This window comes from Paenibacillus sp. MMO-177 (assembly GCF_037147795.1).
Lineage (GTDB): Bacteria > Bacillota > Bacilli > Paenibacillales > Paenibacillaceae > Pristimantibacillus.
The window spans coordinates 125,818-145,221 of sequence record NZ_JBBCUR010000006.1; the positions used below are offsets into that span (position 1 = coordinate 125,818).

The following is a 19,404-nucleotide window of genomic DNA, read 5'->3' on the forward strand; positions in this document are numbered from 1 at the left end:
AAATTTTGACATAGAGGGGTCAAATTTTGAGGAGCGTAGAATCTCGCCCCTCAAAATATGAGAGGCGAAAAATATTTCGCTCCTCAAATTTTGAGATAGGGGTGTCAATTTTTGAGATATATACATGTCAAAAATTGAGGAGCTGGTATAAGTTATGATCTAGCATGGGGTTTGCAAGCTGAATATTTATAAATCGAAGAAGGCAATGGAGTTTGCTTTGGAATTCATCGGTTATCAGAAAAGCAGGAATACTTGTCCATTTGCCGAATCATGATAACGAGGAGGAGATATGAGTGAAAGCACCCCGTGACCGTATTTCAATTGAAGAAGTGTTGTCTACTGAGCCCGAACTGATCGAGAAAATAACCGAGTTTCATGATGCATCTGCAGGAGAGTTTTTCTTTATGAAAGACGCACCTGATAAAGTTCATTACATCACTGAGGAAGTTTACGATGAGGCGGAGGGTTTTTGGAAAGTCCGGAACGAAAAAGAAGAAATAATCGATTATTACGGTAACGCAGTGCCACTTTTTTCATCAACCGCCATGATGGACATCATTCGGCAGCATTGCCGTTTGGAAATCCGGTCTTTCAAGGGTGGATGGCTGGTGATCTTGGAAGGATCTGAGTTAATGCAATCTGAAGAAGGTGATGATCTGGTTTCACTCCTGTGGAAGGTTATGAAGAAAGTTCATCTTGACTATCCGATATAAACGAGGTCGTATTTATGCGGCTTCTTTTTTTATAAGCTAAAAAATCTTGACCGTGATAAAATGGAAATAGAACAAATACTAATGAATAAGGACATGATCAACCGTGAATCATGGGAATACGATACGTACGAAGCTAAAAGACAACTGCGAATGTGTAAATTGCTTGATTGGAAAAGATTTGAAAGGTAAAGTTAATGCGACCTATTTAAACTGGGAAAGATCCACCGGACGAAAGATAGATGGTGGCAATCTAGCCATGGTAGCATTTGAAATCGATGGACATGTAGGGACATTTGGTGCTCACAGTAGGATCAATGACAGTGATCCATGGTTAAAAATTCCTGAAAAAAATCCATCTTTCTCATCGCTGACTGTTAATTTATTCCGTGAGATGGGTACCGGAAGCTACAAGGGCTCGAGCACTCGAATGCATGATTCTGAGATGCGTCTTTTAGATAAACTGCACAAATATATTATCCGATATGGGATTAAAGAAAAGCCGGGGAGAGTAAATCTTTACACCCGCCTTGAGCCATGTCTAAGCTGCGATAATGTCATCATACAGTTCTTAATCCAACACCCGGAGCTCTCAATCTACATCTATTATGATAACGACTACCCAGAAACGCCAAAAAAACATATGAAGTGAGGTGATTCAAATGCCCATTAAAAGAGACCAAACTCATAAGAATGAAGAGACGAAAACCAATCGTCCTAAATCTGATATTAAGTCCCGGTCGTATGCAAAGAATATGAATGAGAATGGATTTATTGCCCCGCTTCTTGGAAGTAATGTTAATGATAAGATTCACCGTTATAGGAATAAAGCTAGTCTAGCGAGGGTTATTGGAGCTAGATTGCGTAATCAATTTGCTAATATTCAAGAACCTGAAGATGACGAGGAGAATGATTTTGAATTTTTTACGGACTCAGCGTACTATTCTGCAGAACCTGTAGAGATTGATTTTTATGAAGATCAAGAAATAGCTTATGTAGTAAAGCGAATATGGGATCGCTATCGTGAAGAAGAAATTCCGCTCAATCAAATCCCGGACAAAGTAATCACGGATATGCTGGGATCCATCCGGGTAAAACGCAACCAGCACAATCTTGTGTTCGCTACTGTTGCCGAATTGTATGGTAAAACCGTTTCATATGAGGATGATTATTATATGACCCTTAGCCAGCTCCGTGTACGAGATGAGGACGATGAACAGCATTAGCCGCGATAGGCTGCGCCGGTTAAGTAATGTCTAAAGTAGAGGACTGTGAAACTGATTGATATTCCAACTCCTACAGGCCCTTAACAAGAAAGCTGATGGGAAAGTTAGGTGGGAAGTGAGTTCAACAAAACAGCAGCAGTCATGGACTTATTTTCAAGTCCATGACTGCTGCTGTTTTGTTTCCAGGGGTCATTCCAATATTTATGAGCCTGAAAGTTTGCAATTCGAAAGACAGCACAAATGCAATACATCCAGTCTAGAAAAGGAGCCTAACGGCTCCTAAGTTTGAAGAGTTTCAATGATAATATTTGTCATTGTTGGGTCAATGTTACGAAGTACATCTCCAATAACGGATAGGTAGCGATCCTTCAGCCAGTTTGTAACAAAGTCGCTTGGCGTATAGATCGTATATATTGTCCCGCGCTTAATCGCAAAGGTATTCTTAAACCAAGTATCATAAGTCGGTTTGGAAAGTTTTTCTTCTAAGCTTCTTAAGCAGGTTGCCCAAACCTGTATATCTTCTTCGGTTTGTTCTTTTAAAACGAGCTGCTTATGTATCAGTTGCTGCTTCTCTATTTCAAAGAGGGACATTTGTTTCGGCTTATTTTTTATAGCCTGAACATCACCTTTTTCAATAAGGTCCGAGTACAGTTCGTTATAATCTACATCGAAATCAAGCTCAAGATCGTCACGTTCACATGTATCGACCAGCTGCTGGAGATAGCGGTCATGATCAGCTTGTAGTATTGGGGGCAGCTGCTCATACAAAGCCTTAGAGAGGAACGGGACCTTCTTTCGTACTTTAAACAAAGCACTTTCATTGTTGTTGTAGTTCGATTTGTTTTTCACTTGGAATTGATAGACAAAGCCATAGGTCTCCAGGATTGCGAGGAACTTTTTGACCGTGTTTCGACTCTTGTTCATCTTAAGTGAAATTAGTTCGAGATTTGGCCAGCAGTAGTCCTTTTCACCGTAGCAATAGCGCTTCAAGTGACCAAATAAAGCGATCCCCTCAGCAGAGAGGAAATGACTCCAGTAGTCAAACATGTAATTATTAATAATCGTCAGATGGCCATCAACATAAGGAATGTTTTGACCATGCTTGTCGAGTGAGAATTTCTGCACATCGTCTTCTTTAAAGATAATTTGCTCGACTTCATCTTCGTAGTAGGGGACATCCTTGTCACCAACTTTTTTGGAACGTGCTATTTTATTTCCAGTGGGCCGGCTACGGTAGTATATGAGCTCGGAGGTACCGCCCTTCAAATTCTTCTTTTTTTCCATAAGAAAACTCCCTTGTTGACCCCAAAAAAAGGCAATACTCAAGAGAGAATAGATACTTTATTTTTCAAAATTGCTATGCTACAATAAAGGCATAGAATTTGGTGAATAAAGTCTCTACTCCTGATTCATTCATTGTCTGAACGCTGGCGGGCCGAAGGACAAAGAATGGTGACCTGGTAGGGGCTTTTTTTCTTGTGTATGTGGTTGAGAGAAAAAACGTAATAACAAAAAAAACACACAATCATTTATGTGTGCAAAAATAAGAGTATGAGTCTCGACGAATTTTTAACGAATCGTCAGACTATACCCAACTGCACGCACTTAAAATATAGCACTTCTCCTTAATGCGGTAAAGTAGTATTTTGTCAGATTTACGCGGAAGAAGGTCCTTGTACGGGGCAATAGGCTGTGTTACAATGATTTTAACTATATAGCGTAGCACGCGCAAAAAGCCCCGGAACTGGTTGATCCAGCCCCGGGGCTTTTTGTATGAGGCTAGGGCTTTTAACCCTATCATCTCTTTACCATTTGTAAGAAAGAGTGCTATAATACAAACATTATCGAGTACTAAATTATATTCTTCGCTGCTGTTATTTCAGCGAAGACCAAGCAGTATGAAACTGATGAAGTACATGAATGAACACTTTTAAAGACAAGCGCTATAGCTATGTCTTTTTTCGCGTTCATTCCAGGAGGCGCATTCTATCGAATGCGCCTTTTTTGTGCGATTTGAAGCAAGAAAAGATCATGGAGACATGATCGCTATTCTTGCAAGAAGCCAGGGTAATTGATATTAAAGAAAATGGAGGAATGCGCAAATGAGCAACAACCGTAGTCAACAACAACAAACTGGTGAAAGAGAATACTTGGCGGGAGGTCTCGAGCAGTTTTTGTTGAACACGGCACTTGAAAAGAGAATGTTAGCACATAAGCACATAGAGTCGGTTTATAGCAGAGTGCCGGCGGAATATCACAAACATATCAGGCTGCTATCCCAAAAAGAAAAAATATTTGATTGCGAATACAGGCTGTCTGCCGCACACAAGGAAAAAGGTCTACATTCCTATCACGGCAAAACCTATGTTGAAACTTTTCGTCCCTATGTTGATGTTGAAGGCAGAATTACTGAAATGATCGACACACACAAAAAGTTTGACAAAGGTTATTTGCTGGATACGTATGCAGAACAAATTGGATCAGTGTGGGTCATGACATGCGTATTTGAGGGTCTTAATAAAATGGGTCAACCATTTAAGACAAAGGAGCGGTCGATGATTGGTTTTGGAGGTTCCGGGGTTGATGCTTCAAATCCGGTTGAAAATGCCTCTACCAGTGCTGTCGGTCGTGCTTTGTCCCATGGTGGTTATGGCAATATAGGTTCCGGCTTAACTTCTTTTGAAGACACATATACCGGGATTTCTCGACAAAAAGCAGTTGATCAGTTAAATGGTAATGGAGATGAAAGTAAGCCAACGAACCTTCAGAATACAGATCATAACAGTGATCCGGGATCGGAAGCAGGGCAAACGAATAGCAGGCAGCAGCAAGGAAATAAGCAAGTTGCTCCTCCTATTGGACAAGGCAATCTTCGTTCACAATCAGGAACTGGTCAAGGGCAGCAGTATAACGGCGATGGACGCGATTCCAAGCAGGAGAAATATGTCTTGGTCAGCCGACTTATGGATATGACCAAAGGACTTAACTCTTCCTATTTGCAATCCCTTGTTATGTCGTGGATTGGATTACAATCCTGGAATGGGAAGTTTAATTCACTTGAACTTGCCCAGCTGCGTATTGTCGAAGAAAAAATGAAAGTAGAGCTTAATTACCACGCATCTTAGATAGGAGAATGACCATGAAGCTAAGAAGGACAAAAAATGAGAATTGGTTTGAGATCAGATCGCAATGTCCGATTTGCGGCCATAGCGGATGGTGCGCGATCAATCGTGAGCAAACGATCGTACACTGCATGCGTGTACCTTCCGATGAATTTATTGATACCGCAATCGGAAGACAATTCAAGCATTATCTTGATCCTAATGCCGTTCCTAAGACGAAAATTGAGATTGAGTTGAGCCAGTCGGTAGATAAGAAGCCGAATTATCAGCTTGATCGCGTTTATCGTGCCTTAGCGAGTGAGATTTCCCTATCTCCGGATCATGCTGCACATTTGCGGCATGATCGGAAAATGGATATGGATGCGATACGGTCGCGAGGATATCGAACGATGCCAACGCAGGAACGATACAAAATAGCGAAATCGGTTATTCGTCGCTTAAATGATCAAAGTGACCTGCTTGGTGTACCAGGTTTTTACTGTGTAGAAGGTCAATATGGACCTTACTGGACGATGTCTGGTGCGCAAGGTCTGATGATCCCCTATCGCTCGGTGACAAACGAGATAACAGGTTGGCAGATACGAGTAGATAAACCCATGCTCGAACTTCATATGAAGGGGCATATCAAAGGGGAAATTCTTGAAGAGCTAGCTCCCGAGAATGGTAAGCGTCGTGCCAGGTGCGAGATTCATGTTGGAGATAAGACATTACAAGTCACTCTTATTCAGAATGACAAAAAAGAGAGTTACTCGAGTTCGTCGGGGCAATTTATTTTTAGTATTGAGCTGAAACAGGGGAATAAGTATTGGTGGTGGAGCAGCGGAGATAAGCTAAATGGCTCGTCTATCGGTGGACCTCTTCCTGTACATTTGGCATTGCCACATCAGATACTAGGGGATTGGGCGAAAGGTGAATCGGCGAATACGATTATTGACTGCAAAGAAGTATGGGTAACGGAAGGCCCGCTTAAAGCGGATAAAACCGCGGATGGTCTTCAAAAACCTTGTTTTGGCATCCCAGGTGTAGGCTCCTTTTCTTTATTACTGGAGCCGCTTAAGCAACTTGGATGTGAGCATGTTGTGCTGGCTTATGATGCGGATGTCATTCATACCCCTGAGGTGCAGATGGCATTAGAACAATGTGCGAATTTCTTTGCAGAGAAAACGGATATGTCGATCAGTCTTGCGATGTGGAATTTAGCAGATGGTAAGGGAATCGATGATTTGCTAGACAACGGTTTTGTTCCCATGTTGGCACAAATGGTATGAAGAAATAATTAATGGCATTAAATAATAGATTGATATTCAATTATATTAATTTGGATATTGCTAAAGGGGAAAGGACAATCTCTTGCTACGAAAGGGATTGTCCTTTGAACCTTAGTGAAAATGGGAATAATAAATCACATATTATTGGAGGAATTCGAATGTTGAACCGCACAATATTGATAGGCAGATTAACAAGAGAAGTAGACTTGAGGTATACTCCCGCTGGTGTGGCAGTATGTCAATTTACGCTAGCAGTCGATCGCCCATTTACTAGTGGGCAAGGAGAAAGTGAAGCCGATTTTATACCGGTTGTGGTTTGGCGGCAGCTGGCTGAGACCTGTGCGAACTATTTGCGCAAAGGCCGTTTAACAGCAGTTGAGGGGCGAATCCAAGTTCGTAACTATGAAAATAACGAGGGCAAGAGGGTATATGTGACGGAGGTCATTGCGGATAATGTACGCTTCTTGGAATCGAATCGTGAACCTAGTGCCCAGCTGCGCGAGGAGAGCGGGAACAATAGAAGCAGCAATAACAATGCTGGTAATTCATTTGGTGGAAATGGTGGAAGTGCTGCAGGTCAATCTCGTAGTAGCGCTAATAACCACTATGATCCTTTTGCGAATGATGGAAGACCTATCGATATCTCCGAGGATGATCTACCATTCTGAGATTTTGTTGATGGTGATCCAATAGAAAGGGCGTGAAGCACATTTCATTGTGGTTCGAATTTCCAACAGAGATGCTTCCACAAGAGACGCAAAGCTGGTTAAGTCAGCATGACCGATCTATCTTACCGGTTTATAGTAAGGGTGATGGGTTTGTGATTCTGTTGCCGGAAGCGGGGCAGGATTTATCTAAGCTGCCCGCTGGGTTGATTCAACTAATAGAGATGGCGCGGGCACGTAAATGTAATCGAATTTATATCCGGTAACACCCCTGCATGGAGGGATAAGAAACTGCCCCTCCATCGCAACAGGGGCTGGTGAAGGAGAACATATATTGAAATGTTAACAGAACAGGACAATCGTACGGATACTCTTAAGGTAGATCGTGCGCTCGAGATTCAATTGACCTTAACTGAGCTCGAATCGCTACATGTGCAAATGCTAAAAAGTTGAATGGGATCGTTTTTTATTGATTCCTTCGAATAGTAGGAATGAACTTCAAAAGAGGTTTCACATTTGGCAGCCGGCAACAAAGCGTTTTGAGGTTATGTTATGGTTCGATAAACTATTACTTGATTTATTGACCGGCGGATCCGATAAACTTGACTTCAAAGAAAAAGGGATTACTAATAGTCGGATATGTGAGTGTGGTCAGGTGATTGCAGCAGAGATGCCATGCTATTGTAATCGAATAAGCAGCGTGGTCTATTGTCAATCCTGTGGTAATAGGTCCATGATGGATGAACGCATTTATCGTGGATTATTTGCTGCTTCACTTCTTTCTGAAGTATACGATGAGTTAGTTTGGCAGCCGTAATGACTTGAGCAAATAGGCTGCTCAAATGATATGAAGATGGTTAGTGTCCATAGTAGTGCCCTAGCATGGAGGGTGAAAAGCAGTACCCTCCATGTAAGAGGGGCTGATAAGGAGACGATCCGAATGACATTAGCGATGACATTACATCATAACGATTACGACACAAAACAAGCCACACTTTCTCCAGCTAATAAACCGTTGACGCTTGAGCAATTAAAAGCGCTGCAGGTAGTTCAGTTAAATGCAGAATGGCTAGTATTCCTTAGCTTACCTTGTAACAAGAAAGGTGAGATCATGAAAACCTTCCACATTTGGCCCTCTTCGACGAAGCGGATAAAAATTCTGGCATGGTTTGAAGATCAGCTGCTTAGCGTAATCAATCGTGCCAGCTCTTTCTCTTTCAAAGAAAAAGGAATGATTACAAACCGTTTTTGTGCGTGCGGAAAAGTGATACAAGCTGGTGAGCCATGCTATATACATTCGAGTAGTGGAAATGTTCATTGTGTCGAGTGTGGAGGATTGTATGATAATCGTATGAGTGATGGACTGGCGGCCTCGAAGATGCTTGTTCAAGTCTTTGAGCAGTTATTACTCGCTCGAAGGTAATCGTGGTCCAGAATACAGTTTGGTAGAGGCTATTTATTAATTGACAAGCCCATTATAATTTGTTATTCGACTAATGACCGAGTTGAAAGATATAACAATAAAAATGATTATAAAAATTAGTAGATTCTCTTTTAGCAAAGGCTAATCATGCCGTTATAATTAATATAATGAGTGAAGGGAATGGGTTATGAAATCATTAAGAAGTTATAAGAAACAATGGGAAAAGATCAGTATTATCCCAAGAGTCGCTACACTATTAATTTGCGCATTCGGAATATATAGCAACCTATCCGGAAATGTTGAATTTTCTCGTCCATGGGCAATTAGTCTAATTATCGTTTTTTTGTTTGTCGCTCAAGGCGACATTTGGATTGGACGGCCACCTAAAGAAGAACGTGGATGGATTTATGGATCTGTCAAAAGATAGAGCTGTGGACGCTCGCTGAAGAAATAGCTCGCATAAGCAAATAACAGAAGGAAATTCCACAAAAATAGTGGTACCTAGGGTTGATCCCTAGACCGCAATTTTTGTTTTTGGATCTCTTGCTGCTTTCTTTTATAAATTGTGGGCAAGAGAAGGCCTCCTGACCTCTAGACTGTCTCCTTTGGCAAGACTTGAAACAGGAACCGGCGGAATCTAGAATTATTCTTTATTTGATTCCTTCTTTCTGAGCAATGGCGATATTTGCTCTTATATACTTCCTATTGCTCATCAAAGTATGGACCTGTATAATAAAGGCATTATGTACCACTTTTAATTGTCACCGCCGCTACTTATTCGGCGTGTGAAGGAGCATGTCCTTAACCGGACAATTATCATATTAGAGGCATATTTGCCATGAAGATTTTTAGAAACATACCTGAGGTATGTTTCTTTGTCTTCATGGCCTTTTTTATGCCCAAAAACAAGGAGGAAATTGACAATGGTAGCAACTAAGATGAGAGAAATTAATGAGAATAAGGGTGGGGGCCAGGCAAAAGGGAAAACATCTTTTCAGATCGAGAAAGATACACTGCTCGATGCACTGTTGTTCTGTGCAAAGATTGTTCCTCGCGTTGCTTCGATCCCGCTTCTGTCTTGCATTAAACTCGATATTCAAAAGGATACTTTGTTTGTTACAGCGATGGACGTGGAGCAATCTGCGCTTCAATTTCTTAAAATCAACAATGTAGGTGGCGTAAACGGTAGTTACTTGCTGCCGGCGAAAGAAGGCATAGATCTTGTGAAAAAAATGCCTGCAGGCGAAATTACCTTCAATCAGAACGATAATATGGTGGAGATTACCTACGGTAGTCGCGGTAAAGCCCAACTGGTCGTCCTGAGTGCGGAAGAGTATCCTGCGCTGCCTAAACCCGCGGATATCCAATTTGTAGCTACGCCGATAGAGACGCTTAGAAAAGGAGCGCTTGCTTCTCGCTTCGCATCTACGGACGACAAAAGGCCGACCTTAACTGCTGTTTATATATACAGTGATCAAGGTCAATTAGCATTTATGGGAACCGATAGTCATCGAGTATACCGACATATCTCGAAGGTCAAAATCGATGATCCTGCTCTTTTTCACAATGCCATGATACCCGCCGTACGGTTTAAAAGCATTGTTGACTCGTTGAAATCGGAGAAAGTAGATCTTGCGATAGATCAGCAGACCAGTCATGTAGTCCTTCGAGACCAAAACGTCATTTATTTTGGACGGATGCTCGATGGTACCTATCCTGAACTTAGTAAATTCTTTGTCAAGAAGGATGAAGGTCCAGCAGTAACAGTTTCCCGAGGAGAGTTGGATGATACGCTCAATCGAATGCTATCCCTTGATGGCGTAGACAACAATCGCGTAACGCTGGAAGTGAATGAGGACAGTGAATTTACGATCCATTCACGTTCGCAGAAAGGCGAGATTTGTGAGGGATTCCCTGATGCCAAAGTGGACGAAGGGTTTCCAACGATCAAATTTAACGCCCGTTATTTGAAGGAAGCGCTCCTTGTAGGTGACCGGGAAGTCAAAACGGCTACTTTACGTGTTATGGGGGTTACTTATCCAGGGTATATCGAATTTGATGGCGACCAGAGTGTCTGTGTAGTGGTGAACCAGGTCAGATAATTGGAATGATTTCATATCGGAGTAGTGGCTGCTGCAGCTGCTACTCCGAATTTATGATTGTACAAGATGAAGGATATTGATATCGACAAATCAGTAAAGTGGCATCGGATGGCCAAACGTTGCCGAACCCGCCACTGAGCGCTAGGAGGAAATAAGTATGAAATCAAATCAAGTGCCGGCTCCACAACCTATGTTTGAGGTAACATACAACTACAACTACGATGGCAAGGTGTTTCCTTACCAAGAGGAAATGACCGAATCCCAGTTGCGGAGAATGGAAAAATACATTGCTGACGGCGGTGTAAACCAGTTTGGTTCGTTCTATTCCAACTTAGTAATTGTGAAGGAGTTGGGTATGACGGACGTATCCAATCTGGAAATTTGGTTGAAGATTGGAATGGAGAATCCGTGGATTGCCGAGGCGTATGATCCTACGTTCACTTATAACTCGTTTAGTGAATGCAAATCCTTGGATTACCTGATCTCTAAACTTGAGAGTGGTAACTGGTGCCTAGGGCAGGCGTTCTATTATAAGAACATGTGCTTTATCCAGCAGGTTGATAGTGGCGATGAATGGCTTGTTATCCGGGGAGGCATAAAGTTCGAGAGCTGGAGCTGCGGCCGCGTTATCAGAGAGGATGGCAAGGAAAAGTTCATCAATCAGCTCAACCGGATGTTCGCGGCTACTGATCAACAGCTTCGCACACTAGAGTACATGGATGCTGGGGAGATTAGCTATTGCGAACATTGCACTAATAAGATGTTCCCCGGTTGCGATAAGATATATCTTCGAGGTACTACCTGCAAAGATTGCTACATTAGCAAGAAACTGTACCTGCAAGCAATAGTCGATAAGGTGAAATCTGGTGAGCGACTGGTTAAATCCGACTTAAAGTATTTGGGGTACAGGGACAGCTTTTTCGGAATCGGCAAGGGTATGGAGGATAACCGAGGCTTGATTTTCTGGGATACAGAGGTTGCAATTGGTTACCCGTATGGTGAACGTGATTCACTAGATATCACGCTTTATAAGCCGATCTCTGGAAACGGCAATCCAACCCAACTCCAGTGGCAACTAGTGGATGAATATAAAGCTGAGGAAGACAAATAAGATGGCATTTCAACTGATGACGGTATTCTGAATTGGAAGCCGGACAAGCATTCTCGAACTGGTCTGTCAGTTCCAGAGTGCGAACAGATCGCAAATCGTATAGTCCGCACTTACTGTTGCGGCATTCCTGATGGCAATCATTAATCCAATCAATGCATTTAACTTTGGGAAGCATTCTTCTATGAGAAGAACCAATAAGAAAAGACCCGCTTCTAATTGGCGGGTCTTTTCTTATTGGTATTGGCTTATTTATTGTCGAGTAGTTTTGGAAGAATCGATACTTGATGAATTCACCATTAGTAAGTAACAAGCTTAGTTAACCCACCTTCTGTATATCCCGATCCCGGTCTTCAAATTCAATTGCGTTATGCAGTGACGGCTGGATCACTCCGGACCGGGCAGGCTCCTCTTATCACGAAAGACGATGCTTACCGCCTGTCGTTGATCAATGAAGCTGCGGCGTTGTCGCAGCGGCTCGGCCGGAAGGTCGAGCTGGCTAACTATCCGCTGCGCGGAATTAATAATATTTTCTCCATCCGATTTCTAAGCTAACCGGCTTGCCGGTTAGCTTATTTCTTTCGTCATGGAGACGCGGAATCAAGGGGCGTCTGTATAATGTTCGCTTTCCCCGTACGTTCGCTCATGATATAGTTTTCTATGCTTCGGCACTTGCCGGGATTCGATGCGGCGGGTTGAACTTGGGGAGCGGCCGTTCCGGCGTTCGCTGTCCGTCTATGGAGGGGGAATCGTGATGCATCATCTTGCAAACGGCAGACTCGGCGTGTTTCGTTTCCATACGCTGAAACAGAGACTGGTCTTTATTGTTCTGATGGAAGTCTGCGTAATCATCGGCGTTCTTGTACTCGCATCCTACAGTACGATCCGATCGATCGAAAATAACAAATTGAAAACGTCCATGGTGCTGGATTTGCAGCAGATCACCGACAAAATGACCGAGCAATACCGTAATATGACACAGATCTCGCAGCAAATGTCGACGGGGGGGGCCGTCGGTTCCTTATTGAACAGTTATTTCGAAAGCGGTACGAACTTTGAAAAATACGTAAGCGACCAACAAATTTCGCAAAACTTAATCAATATCACATTTGCAAATATGGACATCGTCTGTCGGGCTTATTATGACCCTGTTGACAAGCGATACTATTTCAACAATTACACCCCCAATATTGCAATCAATACCTTTAACTCCCTTTTGAAAACCGGTGTCATTCAATTTCACCCCCTGCACCGCTCCACGATCGAAGGTCTGGCGCATTATCAAGTTATCTCGCTGGCAAGATCAATTAGTCTTGATAGCGGCCGGGAGTTGATCATTTATCTGGAGTCCCGATTCGAGGCCCAAAAGCAAATTGACAATTTATCCGTGTCCCAACACATGAACTACGTGATGCTGCAGCTGGATGCCTCGGGTCACATTCAGTATTCCAACAGCGACGAGTTCCGGCTTGGAGACCGACTCGGGATAAAGGGAGAAGAGCGGGTAGGGAGTGGCTTCTTCGGCCGATACGGCAAATTTGTGACGGTGCGGCAAACGTCGGATATGGATTTCACCAATATCCTGCTGCTGCCGAGCGCCGACTATAATCGCGAGTTTAATGCATGGATACTCGATGTCATGCGGATCTTGGTCATTTCGCTGATCGTCTTCGCCGTCTCGATGATTGCGCTGCTGCGTCTGATCGTTTCACCGCTGTCTCGGTTTATGAGGGAAATGGGCAAGCTGGGAAGAGGAGACCTGAATGAAATTTCCATTCATACGGGGGTAAGGGAGTATGACAAGCTCTTCCAACAATTTAACACGATGAAGCTGGAAATCCAGAACCTGTTGATAGAAGCGGAAAAGATGGCGCATGACAAGCACATGCTCGAGATCGAAAAAATCTATTACCAGATCAATCCGCACTTTTTGATGAACGCGCTTCATTCGATTCATTGGCTTGCAAAGATGAACGGGCAGCATCAAACCGAAGCCTTCATTACAGAGCTCAATTATATCCTGGCCTACAGCCTCGGGAAAATTGACAAGCAGGCAACGATCCGTTCGGAAATCAAGATGCTGATGTCCTATCTAGAGCTTCAGAAAATGCGATATGATGTTCAGGTTCATGTAGTTGTAGAGGAAGGTGGCTATTTGGATACGCCTACGGCGCGGTTAATTCTGCAGCCGCTCGCGGAGAACGCAATCCAGCACGGCCTCGGAGAAGAAGGGGTTCTCCGCATTCAGGTAGGACATGATCCGGAGCACAAACGAATACGGATCGTGCTGGAGGATAACGGCAGGGGGCTGGCGCCGGACGAATTGAAGCGGATGAACGATCTGATCCATCATACCGGGGAATCGGGGTTAAGAATCGACGGCATCGGAATCAGATATGTGCATTCGATGCTGGAGTCGTTCTACGGCGACAAGGCGTCGATGGTCTTCGAAAGCGAAGTTTCGCAGGGCACCAAGGTTTCGCTTCTCCTCCCTGCGGAATGAACTGATCAAACAACTAGGCTTTAGAGAGGTGGAGGAACTATGTACCGCGTATTGATTGTGGACGACGATCGGCTGGCACGGCAAGGCATCATCTCTATGATGAAGTGGGAAACTTACAACATGACGGTCGTTGGCGAGGCGCAGAACGGGGAGAAAGCGATGCAGTTTCTAGCCCAAAATCCGGTGGATATTGTATTTGTCGATATCAGCATGCCGGTCATGAACGGTATTTCCTTTATTGAGGCCAGCAAACGGCTATATCCGGACCTGCTGTATGTGGTGCTTACGTTTCATGAGGAATTTCATTACGTACAGACGGCATTGCGGATGGGCGTCATCGATTACATCTCCAAGCTGCAAATGGAAAGTACGGATTGCAATTTATTGCTAAAGGATATCAGCCGTAAGGTGGACCTCTACTTGAAAAGCGACATCGGCCGCGACCCTATAGACGTCGGATCCGAACGCTCAGAGCCGAAGCTAACGGATGAAGAAGAATGGAATCGGGTGATCGCGGAATGGAGGAGCATGTATTGGCTGTATGACGATCTGGCTTTCGAGAGGCTGAGCTCACGCACCATCGAACTGAACGTTCCGATCTGGGAGGCCGCGCAGGTCCTGCTTCATTTGGTTACGGTTGCGGAAGAAACCATATGCAGGGTGGACAAGAACGTCCGGGAGTACGGGAACCTCCGCGACTTTTTCGAATGGATCCGGTCATTTCGGCTGGCTTTATACCGTAAGGCGGCGGACGAATCGAAATTCGATCGTCTTCCGCTTTGTATTCTGAAAGTGATCATCTACGTGAAGGAGCATCTGGATGAGAAGCTCTACGTCGATAAGCTTGCACAGCTCGTCAATCTGAGCAGAAGCTATTTATCGGTCAATTTTAAAAAGTATACCGGAAGGGCTTTGAATGAATTTATCCGTGAAGAACGGGTAGCCGCCGCCAAAAGGATGCTGTTCGACACGGAAGATCTGGTTTCGGACATTGCATTAAAGATCGGGTATGAGGACACGAACTACTTCATTCGGGTATTTCATGAGGTGACGGGTATGACGCCCGGAGAGTTTCGAAAGCGGGAGGCGGGGGGGCGAAGCCGTTCGGAAAAATAAAAACAAAAATGCTATCCGCCGCAGCTTGACTCCTCACGCTCGAATTCCTCCTTAAAGATCCGCCTCTCTTTAAACGACATCACTCTATACGTGCCGTTAAACGTGCGTTGCTATACTATGTGTGCGGCGAAATTCGGATAGGGTTATTATGAAAGCGTTTGAAATTGGAGGAGGGAAACGGATCGAATGTTTGACAGGAAGTACGTAAAGCATTACTGGCTCATGATGTCGCCAGGTTTCATCTGGTTGGTGCTATTCAGTATCGTTCCGATGTTCGGCATCGTGATGGCTTTTCAGGACTATAACCCGTCGCTCGGGATCTTGAAATCCGAATGGATCGGACTGGAGAACTTCAGCTACATGTTCAGCATGGACGATATCACACAGGTATTTATCAATACGATTGTGATCGCTGTTGGAAAGCTGGTCGGCAATATCGTCATCCCATTGATTTTTGCGCTGCTGCTTTATGAATTGACGGTGAAGAAATTGGTAAGGCCGATCCAAACCATTGTATACTTGCCCTATTTTTTATCCTGGGTCATTCTGGGCGGTATCGTTCTTAACATTTTCGGCACTGTCGGGCCGGTGAACCATTTCCTGCAGCTGTTTGGCATGGAGCCCATCGTCTTTTTCGGAAGAGAGGATCTGTTCCGACCGCTGGTCGTAGGCACGGATATTTGGAAAGGGTTCGGCTACAACGCGGTCATCTACCTTGCGGCGCTCACTGCCATCGATCCCTCGCTGCACGAGGCGGCTGCCATCGACGGCGCAGGACGCCTTAAGAGGCTGCTTCATATTACCCTTCCGGGGATTCGGCCTACGATTATGCTGCTTGTCATCCTGTCGCTTGGAAACGTCCTCAATGCCGGATTCGATCAAATTTACAATCTGTACAACCCACTTGTTTATTCCACGGGAGATATTATCGATACCTGGGTGTACCGGGCCGGTCTGGTTGAGATGCAGTTCGGCCTTGCCACCGCGGTTGGCCTGCTGAAATCCGTGATCAGCTTTATCCTGATCGTGACCAGTTATGTATTGGCAGATCGATTGACGGGCTATAAGATTTTCTGACGCATCCTAACCAATACAGAACTGGGGTTGAGCGATTTGGTTGAGCAAAAGACACTGGGTTCGCGACTGTTCAACGGATTCAATGTTGTAATTCTAGTATTGATAACGCTGACATGCCTGCTGCCGATTTGGTACATTCTGATGCTGTCGCTTAGTGAAAAAGCGGCGGTGAATGCGGGCACCGTCACATTCTGGCCAATCGGTTTCAATTTTCTGGCTTATAAAAAGATTGTATCCGAACATGCGTTTTTCATTTCCTTCTGGGTATCTGTCAAACGCGTTTTGCTCGGAACAACCGTTACGCTGGCGTCGGTTTTGATGATGGCCTATCCCTTGTCGAAAACAGCGAGGCAGCTTCCTGCCAGAAATGTTTATATGTGGGTCCTGCTCTTCTGTATGCTATTTAACGGCGGAACCATTCCGTGGTATCTCACCACTCGCAGCTACGGCTTGATCGATTCGATATGGGGACTGGTACTCGCGGGGAGCCTGCCGGTATTCAGCGTCATTCTGGTCATCAACTTCTTCCGGAACGTTCCTTCGGCGCTGGAAGAAGCGGCTTATGTCGACGGAGCGGGACCCTGGCGCACCTTTCTTCAGCTGTTTATTCCGATATCTGCACCAGTCATTGCAACCATTGCTTTATTTACGATCGTGGGGTATTGGAACGAATTCTTTCAGGGATTGGTCCTGAGTACCAAACAGTCCAATTATCCCTTGCAGACCTATATTCAGCAGCTCGTCGTCAGTCTGAATCTGTCTACCGTGGATACGGAGCAGCTTGAAATGATGGCGCAGCTCAACAACAAGTCGTTGAATGCGGCCAAAATTTTCATCGCGATGATTCCGGTCCTTCTGATCTATCCGTATTTGCAGAAGTTTTTTATCACAGGGATAACGCTGGGTTCCGTGAAGGAGTAATCGCGGCACACAGGAGATTTTAGTTGCGGCGCATGCGGCAATTAAGATAGATGCACATAATCATCTGGGGGGAAAACGAATGAAAGCCAGTAAGGTAATGATTGCAGGATTGATCACTTTAATGCTCGCGGCCGGCCTGGCCGCATGCAGCAACGACGCCGGCAGCAATACGGGCAACTCGGAAGGCAACGCGGAGCCCGCGGCCTCCCAGACCAAGACGCCCACTGCGGCATCGGCGGATCCTTTCGGGAAATATGAGGAGCCCGTGACTATCCATTTGGTCCGAACGCTCGACCCGAACGCGAAATTCGATCAAGGCAAGTCAATCGAGAATAACGATTTTCTCGATGAAATCAAAAAACAGTTCAATATTGAGGTCAAATACGACTGGATCAGCGCCCCCTCCGATTGGGATCAAAAAATCAGTCTGGCGATTTCCTCCAACAATCTTCCGGACGCTTTCGTGGTCAACCTGACGCAGCTGAAGTCGCTGGAGAAATTCAATTTGATCGGCGACCTGTCCGGCGCGTTTAACGACTACGGCAGCGACATGCTGAAAAAATTCTATAACAGCGGCGGCGATATCCTGAAGAAACTGGTGGAATCGGACGGTAAGATGATGGCGATTCCGGCACCGGTTCCGAAAGCGTCCGGCATGAGCGAAATGTGGATCCGCCAGGACTGGTTGGACAAGCTTGGCTTGCAGACGCCGAAGAATATCGATGAGTTGAAGAACGTAGCCAAAGCCTTTGTCGAACAGGACCCAGACGGTAACGGCAAGAAAGACACAATCGGAATCGTAGGGCCGTCCAAATCGGGCCTGCTCGCAAATACGGACGGCAATCTGTACGGTCTGGATCCGATTTTTGCGGCGTACAAATCGTTTCCGAACTACTGGTTAAAGGACAAGGACGGCAAAGTTGTATACGGCTCGACGCAGCCGGAGACCAAGCAGGCTCTCCAAACTTTGTCCGAGATGTACAAAGCGGGTCTGATCGATAAGGAAATGCTTGTCCGGGACGACAGCGTACAGCCGATTCTCGATAACAAGGCCGGCATCTTCTTCGGGCCATGGTGGACCGGATATGTCCTGTCCGACGTGTACAAGAAGAGTCCAGCACCGGATTGGCAGGCATACGCTTACCCGCAAGCCGCGGACGGCAAATACTATGCACATATGTCCGCTCCGGCGACATCGTTTATGGTCGTGAACAAAAACTTCAAACATCCTGAAGCCGCATTGAAGATCATCAATCTGCTGCTGCGTGACGAAGCGAAATGGGTGGAAACCGGGCTCGGCAAAAATCCCGGAACCGGCGGTGCCTACCCGCTGTATACCGTGTACGACAATCTGGACGAAATCGAAGTATCGTACGATACGCTGCACAAATATGTAAAGGGCGAAATCGGGATGGATCAAGTGGATTTCAGCTCCCATAAGCTGCTGAAGGACGACATGAACGCCATCAAGAAGCTCAAAAAGGAACCCTTTGACGATTATTCCATCAATAATTGGGATTTGAAGGGCGGCGGCGAGATGATCTCGACGAATCTGCCTCGTCTGGTTTCCATCATGGTCGGCGACAGACCGCTCTCTACCGATCAAAATATAGAGGAAGTATACAGCCTCTATTATGGCCAGACCGATACGATGGCGTCGAGATGGGCGAACCTCCAAAAGCTGGAGAAGGAGACCTTCGCCAAGATCATCATGGGCGGTGCCCCAATCAATTCTTTCGATGAATTCGTAGAGAAGTGGCATAAGCAAGGCGGAGACAAGATTCTTGGCGAAATTGCCGAAATAAGCCGCTAAGCAGAAGCAGGTCGACCGGCGTCTGCCGGCCGACCTGCTTCGTTTAACGATAGGTCCGCGTTTCGTAGAAACAGAAGCCGCTATCCCGTCGGGATGCCGCCGGGTCGGTGTAGCAACCATGCCGCCGATATCAAGCTATATCTCGTGGCCATTGGAACACCTCGCGATGAGGTGCTCTTTGTCGTTCATCAATAACCGTAATATAACTACATGGCTTGGGCTGTTCAGGCCGGCCTTGTGAACTACCGCTGCCGAGAATCCGCCTTCGATGAGGCACTTTTTGGTGTGGCCGCTTGCTTGTATCCGTTTTTTCCATATTATAGTCTTGAAATCCATTGAGCTTTTATTGC

16 protein-coding genes are annotated in these 19,404 nt (G+C 45.1%); 15 read left to right on the forward strand and 1 reads right to left on the reverse strand.

Annotated features, from left to right (window positions below; all coding sequences use genetic code 11):
* The first annotated feature begins 293 nt into the window (after nt 1-293).
* From WFK81_RS21310 to WFK81_RS21320, 3 genes are all read left to right on the forward strand, one after another.
* Complete coding sequence (locus tag WFK81_RS21310; protein WP_336788391.1) at nt 294-713, forward strand: hypothetical protein; 420 nt, start codon at nt 294-296, stop codon at nt 711-713.
* Between the two features lie 163 nt (nt 714-876).
* A complete protein-coding gene (locus WFK81_RS21315) occupies nt 877-1,362 on the forward strand; it encodes a deaminase domain-containing protein (RefSeq protein WP_336788392.1) in 486 nt (161 codons plus the stop codon).
* A 10-nt stretch (nt 1,363-1,372) separates the two neighbouring features.
* Nucleotides 1,373-1,936, forward strand: coding sequence for a hypothetical protein (locus WFK81_RS21320; protein ID WP_336788393.1), 564 nt, complete (start codon nt 1,373-1,375; stop codon nt 1,934-1,936).
* Nucleotides 1,937-2,215: 279 nt separating this feature from the next.
* Here WFK81_RS21320 and WFK81_RS21325 read toward each other — a convergent pair whose 3' ends face one another.
* Nucleotides 2,216-3,220, reverse strand: coding sequence for a DnaA N-terminal domain-containing protein (locus tag WFK81_RS21325; protein WP_336788394.1), 1,005 nt, complete (start codon nt 3,218-3,220; stop codon nt 2,216-2,218).
* Nucleotides 3,221-4,038: 818 nt separating this feature from the next.
* Between WFK81_RS21325 and WFK81_RS21330 the strand changes: the two genes are divergently transcribed.
* The 12 genes from WFK81_RS21330 (at nt 4,039) to WFK81_RS21385 (ending at nt 19,054) form a co-directional block, all read left to right on the forward strand.
* Entirely contained in the window at nt 4,039-5,061 is a 1,023-nt protein-coding gene (locus WFK81_RS21330; protein WP_336788395.1) for a hypothetical protein, read from the forward strand.
* A 14-nt stretch (nt 5,062-5,075) separates the two neighbouring features.
* A complete protein-coding gene (locus WFK81_RS21335) occupies nt 5,076-6,326 on the forward strand; it encodes a hypothetical protein (RefSeq protein ID WP_336775104.1) in 1,251 nt (416 codons plus the stop codon).
* A gap of 158 nt (nt 6,327-6,484) precedes the next feature.
* Complete coding sequence (ssb, locus tag WFK81_RS21340) at nt 6,485-6,994, forward strand: single-stranded DNA-binding protein (protein WP_336788531.1); 510 nt, start codon at nt 6,485-6,487, stop codon at nt 6,992-6,994.
* A gap of 937 nt (nt 6,995-7,931) precedes the next feature.
* Nucleotides 7,932-8,414 carry a hypothetical protein gene (locus tag WFK81_RS21345; RefSeq protein WP_336788396.1) on the forward strand — a complete coding sequence of 161 codons (483 nt, stop codon included), beginning with the start codon at nt 7,932-7,934 and terminating at the stop codon, nt 8,412-8,414.
* Nucleotides 8,415-9,337: 923 nt separating this feature from the next.
* Nucleotides 9,338-10,516: a DNA polymerase III subunit beta gene (locus WFK81_RS21350; RefSeq protein ID WP_336788397.1), complete on the forward strand. Its 1,179-nt coding sequence runs from the start codon at nt 9,338-9,340 to the stop codon at nt 10,514-10,516.
* A 157-nt stretch (nt 10,517-10,673) separates the two neighbouring features.
* A complete protein-coding gene (locus WFK81_RS21355; RefSeq protein ID WP_336788398.1) occupies nt 10,674-11,627 on the forward strand; it encodes a hypothetical protein in 954 nt (317 codons plus the stop codon).
* A 372-nt stretch (nt 11,628-11,999) separates the two neighbouring features.
* Nucleotides 12,000-12,179 carry a hypothetical protein gene (locus tag WFK81_RS21360; RefSeq protein ID WP_336788399.1) on the forward strand — a complete coding sequence of 60 codons (180 nt, stop codon included), beginning with the start codon at nt 12,000-12,002 and terminating at the stop codon, nt 12,177-12,179.
* 130 nt (nt 12,180-12,309) lie between these two features.
* Complete coding sequence (locus tag WFK81_RS21365) at nt 12,310-14,127, forward strand: sensor histidine kinase (protein ID WP_336788400.1); 1,818 nt, start codon at nt 12,310-12,312, stop codon at nt 14,125-14,127.
* Between the two features lie 39 nt (nt 14,128-14,166).
* A complete protein-coding gene (locus tag WFK81_RS21370; protein WP_336788401.1) occupies nt 14,167-15,243 on the forward strand; it encodes a response regulator transcription factor in 1,077 nt (358 codons plus the stop codon).
* Between the two features lie 186 nt (nt 15,244-15,429).
* Nucleotides 15,430-16,320 carry an ABC transporter permease gene (locus WFK81_RS21375; protein ID WP_336788402.1) on the forward strand — a complete coding sequence of 297 codons (891 nt, stop codon included), beginning with the start codon at nt 15,430-15,432 and terminating at the stop codon, nt 16,318-16,320.
* Nucleotides 16,321-16,356: 36 nt separating this feature from the next.
* Nucleotides 16,357-17,241 carry a carbohydrate ABC transporter permease gene (locus tag WFK81_RS21380; protein WP_336788403.1) on the forward strand — a complete coding sequence of 295 codons (885 nt, stop codon included), beginning with the start codon at nt 16,357-16,359 and terminating at the stop codon, nt 17,239-17,241.
* Nucleotides 17,242-17,320: 79 nt separating this feature from the next.
* On the forward strand, nt 17,321-19,054 hold the full coding sequence (locus WFK81_RS21385) for an extracellular solute-binding protein (RefSeq protein ID WP_336788404.1): 1,734 nt from the start codon (nt 17,321-17,323) through the stop codon (nt 19,052-19,054).
* The last annotated feature ends 350 nt before the right edge of the window (nt 19,055-19,404 follow it).

Coding starts and splice junctions, on each gene's coding strand:
- ssb (WP_336788531.1), top strand. CDS start 6,485: ATGTTGAACCGCACAATATTGATAGGCAGATTAACAAGAGAAGTAGAC.
- WFK81_RS21330 (WP_336788395.1), top strand. CDS start 4,039: ATGAGCAACAACCGTAGTCAACAACAACAAACTGGTGAAAGAGAATAC.
- WFK81_RS21320 (WP_336788393.1), top strand. CDS start 1,373: ATGCCCATTAAAAGAGACCAAACTCATAAGAATGAAGAGACGAAAACC.
- WFK81_RS21370 (WP_336788401.1), top strand. CDS start 14,167: ATGTACCGCGTATTGATTGTGGACGACGATCGGCTGGCACGGCAAGGC.
- WFK81_RS21365 (WP_336788400.1), top strand. CDS start 12,310: ATGCGGCGGGTTGAACTTGGGGAGCGGCCGTTCCGGCGTTCGCTGTCC.
- WFK81_RS21385 (WP_336788404.1), top strand. CDS start 17,321: ATGAAAGCCAGTAAGGTAATGATTGCAGGATTGATCACTTTAATGCTC.
- WFK81_RS21355 (WP_336788398.1), top strand. CDS start 10,674: ATGAAATCAAATCAAGTGCCGGCTCCACAACCTATGTTTGAGGTAACA.
- WFK81_RS21345 (WP_336788396.1), top strand. CDS start 7,932: ATGACATTAGCGATGACATTACATCATAACGATTACGACACAAAACAA.
- WFK81_RS21375 (WP_336788402.1), top strand. CDS start 15,430: ATGTTTGACAGGAAGTACGTAAAGCATTACTGGCTCATGATGTCGCCA.
- WFK81_RS21335 (WP_336775104.1), top strand. CDS start 5,076: ATGAAGCTAAGAAGGACAAAAAATGAGAATTGGTTTGAGATCAGATCG.
- WFK81_RS21350 (WP_336788397.1), top strand. CDS start 9,338: ATGGTAGCAACTAAGATGAGAGAAATTAATGAGAATAAGGGTGGGGGC.
- WFK81_RS21325 (WP_336788394.1), bottom strand. CDS start 3,220: ATGGAAAAAAAGAAGAATTTGAAGGGCGGTACCTCCGAGCTCATATAC.